Annotated in this window: 5 protein-coding genes and 1 pseudogene; 5 read left to right on the top strand and 1 reads right to left on the bottom strand. The window is 28.7% G+C overall.

Translation table 11 applies throughout. The features are described from left to right. Nucleotides 1-304 precede the first annotated feature (304 nt). From AB1Z17_RS03305 to AB1Z17_RS03285, 5 genes are all read left to right on the top strand, one after another. Complete coding sequence (locus tag AB1Z17_RS03305) at nucleotides 305-1231, top strand: lytic transglycosylase domain-containing protein (protein ID WP_368050366.1); 927 nt, start codon at nucleotides 305-307, stop codon at nucleotides 1229-1231. 1 nt (nucleotide 1232) lies between these two features. Continuing rightward, nucleotides 1233-1616 carry a TSUP family transporter gene (locus AB1Z17_RS03300; RefSeq protein WP_368050365.1) on the top strand — a complete coding sequence of 128 codons (384 nt, stop codon included), beginning with the start codon at nucleotides 1233-1235 and terminating at the stop codon, nucleotides 1614-1616. Nucleotides 1617-1754: 138 nt separating this feature from the next. Further along, nucleotides 1755-2669, top strand: a complete 915-nt coding sequence (locus AB1Z17_RS03295; protein WP_368050364.1) for a sterol desaturase family protein — start codon at nucleotides 1755-1757, stop codon at nucleotides 2667-2669. A gap of 61 nt (nucleotides 2670-2730) precedes the next feature. Next, on the top strand, nucleotides 2731-3339 hold the full coding sequence (locus AB1Z17_RS03290; RefSeq protein ID WP_368050363.1) for a hypothetical protein: 609 nt from the start codon (nucleotides 2731-2733) through the stop codon (nucleotides 3337-3339). Nucleotides 3340-3373: 34 nt separating this feature from the next. Continuing rightward, on the top strand, nucleotides 3374-3637 hold the full coding sequence (locus AB1Z17_RS03285) for a DUF1456 family protein (protein WP_368050362.1): 264 nt from the start codon (nucleotides 3374-3376) through the stop codon (nucleotides 3635-3637). Nucleotides 3638-3692: 55 nt separating this feature from the next. Here AB1Z17_RS03285 and AB1Z17_RS03280 read toward each other — a convergent pair. Continuing rightward, nucleotides 3693-4430: pseudogene (locus AB1Z17_RS03280) on the bottom strand (zinc carboxypeptidase); the annotation flags it as partial.

The raw sequence follows: 4430 nt of genomic DNA, 5'->3' as shown, positions 1-4430 counted from the left end.
CCAGAACAATTAATTTTTAGTTTGTCTTATAGTTTATCTAAAAACGATAAATAAAACACCTAAAGAGTTTAAAAAATATAAAACTTCGAGCATAAATTGCTCGAAGTTTTTTTATGCACTTTTAAAAACTATTCAAGAGCTTAGAAAATTAATCAGTAGTAATCTAATTATTTTGTTAAAATAGCTTCATTTCTACTAAAAATTCAAATAATTTTGTACATTAACAACAATAGAAATTTATCATCTTAACTTAAGGTTTCTATTAAAAAAATTACGACACATAAGACTTAAAAAAAATATACTCATGAAAAATACAATTAAAATTTTAGGATTGATTGCCATAATTATGGTAAGTTCTTTATTGATTTTTGCAACTAAAACTGCACCCGATAATAAAGAAAATAAAAAAACAGATTCCGATACAAATACCAGCGAAACCTATCAAATTAGGGCATTAAAAATCCCTTCCAATTTAGAATTTGCAGGCGAACGAGTTCCAATAGAAAAAACTGGTATAAAAGAACGTATAGATCGCGAATTACTTGTAAATACCTATTGGCAATCTAACGGATTACTATTATTTAAAAGAGCTCATAAATATTTTCCAATTATAGAACCAATCTTAGAAAAAAATGGAATTCCTGATGATTTTAAGTATTTAGCAGTAATTGAAAGTGGATTGCAAAATGTAACTTCTCCTGCAGGTGCAAAAGGTTTTTGGCAAATAATGAGTTCAACAGCCAAAGAAAACGGATTGGAAGTTAACTCAAATGTTGATGAACGCTATCATTTAGAAAAAGCGACCCAAGTTGCCTGCGATTATTTAAATGCTGCTAAAGAACGTTTTGGAAATTGGACAATGGCTGCCGCAGCATACAATGCAGGAAATGCAGGAATGTCTAGAAGAATTAACGATCAAAAAGTTGACAATTATTATGATTTATTATTGGTTTCCGAAACAAGTAGATACTTACCTAGAATTGTGGCAGTAAAAGAAATTCTTTCTAACCCAAATAAGTATGGTTTTATTTTTGACAAAGAAGATTTATATGCATTAGAAGCAACTAAAACTATTAAAGTTGACACGGCCATAACCAATATTGCTGTTTTCTCTAAGGACCTGGGAATTAATTACAAAATTTTAAAAACCCACAATCCTTGGTTGCGAGAAAATAAATTAAATAATAAGTCGCGTAAATTATATGAAATAAAAGTCCCTACGGAATTATAATATGAAAATGACGTTAACAGCAATTATTACTTTAATTATTATTGGTTTATTAGCTGGAATTTTAAGTGGCTTGGTTGGTGTTGGTGGCGGTATTATAATGGTTCCTCTATTTGTTATATTTTTAGGATTAACCCAACATAATGCTCAAGGTTTAAGTTTAGCTGTAATGCTTCCTCCTGTAACTTTTTTAGCAGTTTATAATTACCATACAACTGGAGATGGAGGAAATATAGACTGGAGAGTTGCCCTAATTGTTTCTCTACTATTTATTATTGGTGGGTTTATTGGTTCTAAAATAGCTCTTCAAATAGACCAGCGTATGCTTAAAAGAATTTTTGGAGTCCTCATGTTAATTGTTGCTATCAGATTAATTTTTACAAAATAACATATAATCTAAAGTTTAGAAGATAATTATTATTTTTTGAATTAGCTTATTCATAATAAATGTGAAATAAAACTTGAATTTTTAAAGGTTTCATAAAATATTCTTATATTCAGCTTTTTAATAATATAAAACCAATAAATGGATTTCACCAACCCATTAGTGTATGGAGTTCCTTGCTTCTTAGCACTAATTTTACTTGAACTTACCTATAGCAAAAGTCATAATAAAAAATTATACGAATGGAAAGATTTAGGGGCCAGCCTATTTATGGGTGTTGGTTCGGCAATAATTGCTCCTTTAATAAAAACTATTTCTGCAATTGTAATTTTCAATCTTGTATTTGAATTATTTAATCCAGAAATTAACGGAGTAAGAACAAACATAATGGGGTGGGAATCTTTTGGATATGCTTGGTATATTTGGATTGCTTGTCAATTATTAGACGATTTTACCTACTATTGGTTTCATAGGCAAAATCACATGATACGTTTTTTATGGGCTGCGCATATTGTACACCATTCTTCAAATAATTTTAATTTAGGAACTGCTGTTCGAAATGGATGGTTTACCATTTTATACAAACCATTATTTTATATGTGGTTACCAGCATTAGGATTTAGACCAGAAATGGTAGTAGTTTGTTTAGGTATTGAAGCTCTTTGGCAATTTCAATTGCATTCGGTATATATAAAAAAAATGGGCTTTATAGAAAAAATTTTCAATACACATACAATGCATCAAGTACACCATGCTAAGAATGTGGAATATATGGACAAAAATCACGGTGGGTTTTTAAATATTTTTGATAAAATTTTTGGAACTTGGAAAGAATTAGATGATAACATTAAAGTTGAATATGGTGTAACTCACGCACCAGACTCATACAATCCCTGGGTAATCTTAACACACGAATATAAAGACATTTGGAACGATACCAAAAAATCTAAAAATTTAATTCATAAATTTATGTATATTTTTGGACCTCCAGGCTGGAGTCATGATAACAGTACCCAAACTGTAAAACAAATGCAATTAAAACTTAAGCAACATTAAATTTAAATTATTATAAAAAATATTTAATTACCTTTAACATCACTAACCTCAACCCCAAAACATGAAAAAAATCAGTATTATTTTGCTTTTAATATTTTGTACATTTTCTTATGCACAAGATAAACAAGAAATAAATCCAATTAGATTTGGTTTAAAAATTGGAACACCAAATATAATTGGTGGAAATATTGAATATGTAACTCCGCTACTAAATAATAGAATTGCTATTTTTGCAGATTATTCTGGTTTTACAATTAAAGAAGATGCTTCCAAAATTGCTTTAAAATATTTTGAAGCTGGAACAAATATTTATTTTAAAGAAACTGGTAAAGGTTTATACGCATCATTAGCTTATGGTACTTTAAATCTTGATGGAAACTATTCCGATGCAGAGACTGTTAATGGAACTTTATATGAAGGAGAAGCTGAAGGAAGTATTGACGTTAGCACATTAAATGCAAAGATTGGAGCAAAACTTGGTAACAAATTTTATTTTAGAATTGAAGCTGGTTATGGGTTTGGAGATATTCCACAACAAATTGAAATAACTGGTACAGAAAAAAATACAGGAACCACAAAAACTGATTATGTAGAAATAACAGATGATATTCCTGGGATTAATGAAAATGGGTATATAGTTTTTAATTTAGGTTTTGGAATTGCTTTTTAATTTTAACATATCAAATAATACTTAATAGAAGAATATGGGATTATCAAATAATGATATTTTTAAAAAATTACGTGTAGCTCATAAATTACGAGATACAGATATTATAAAAATTTGTGAATTGGTTGACTTTAAGGTGAGTAAAAGTGAACTAGGTGCTATTTTTAGAAGTGAAGATCATCCAAAATACATGGAATGTGGAGACCAATTTTTACGTAATTTTTTAAATGGATTAATTATACATTTAAGAGGTCCAATGCCGCCAAAACAAGCTAAGAAACCTGTTGTAAATAAAAAATAACAGTTTTTGAGGAACATTTCATTTCAATATTTAAAATTCTTTTAAATGAAATTACCTACATAGATTTTCCGAAAAATATGGTATTCATTAACAACTTATTTGTTCCGTACCAGAAGGCTCTAAAATTAGTATTATCAGTAAAAACGGCAACTTTACCACTGCCAAACTTTTTTATTTGAAATGGAACTGTCCCTTTTAAAGCAGTTAAATTAGGTTTTGATATGTAACCACTTAAAAGTGGGTTTTTAGTATATTTTATAGGATTGTTATAACTACTACTATCTGGTTTTATAAATATTTTTGTACGCCTAAAAATCGGTAAGGTAGAATTTGTATATCCAAAATTAACAGGATGCGACCTATCTATATCTGTTTCAAAAATAGCACCTCCAATTACTTGTGCTCCTGAAAAATTCCTGCGCTGTTCAAAAGTAATATTGTTAGCCTTAACATCTACTTTCTCAAATTTCAGATCAATAAATTTGTTTGAAGACAACCATTTTACAGCATTTTTATATCCAATTAAAACACCTCCATTTTGAGTCCAAGTTTTTAATTTAGTTAAAATACTAGCCTCTAACTTTAAATTTGAGTTTGGAATAATAATACTTGTATATTTAGAAATATCAACTCTTTTTAAATAATTCAAATCAATTTTTGTAATATTCATATCATAACGCTGATCGAATAAATGCCAAATTTCTCCGGCATCACTTGGTGAAATTCCGCTGCCAACCAACATTGCAACTTTTGGAGTTTGCAATATTCTAAATTGATTACTTCCTAAATCTAT

This window comes from Lutibacter sp. (genome assembly GCF_040883305.1).
GTDB lineage: Bacteria > Bacteroidota > Bacteroidia > Flavobacteriales > Flavobacteriaceae > Lutibacter.
Note: the sequence above shows the minus strand (reverse complement) of the source record. Positions and strands in the feature narration are given on the sequence as shown.

Coding starts and splice junctions, on each gene's coding strand:
- AB1Z17_RS03305 (WP_368050366.1), top strand. CDS start 305: ATGAAAAATACAATTAAAATTTTAGGATTGATTGCCATAATTATGGTA.
- AB1Z17_RS03300 (WP_368050365.1), top strand. CDS start 1,233: ATGAAAATGACGTTAACAGCAATTATTACTTTAATTATTATTGGTTTA.
- AB1Z17_RS03295 (WP_368050364.1), top strand. CDS start 1,755: ATGGATTTCACCAACCCATTAGTGTATGGAGTTCCTTGCTTCTTAGCA.
- AB1Z17_RS03290 (WP_368050363.1), top strand. CDS start 2,731: ATGAAAAAAATCAGTATTATTTTGCTTTTAATATTTTGTACATTTTCT.
- AB1Z17_RS03285 (WP_368050362.1), top strand. CDS start 3,374: ATGGGATTATCAAATAATGATATTTTTAAAAAATTACGTGTAGCTCAT.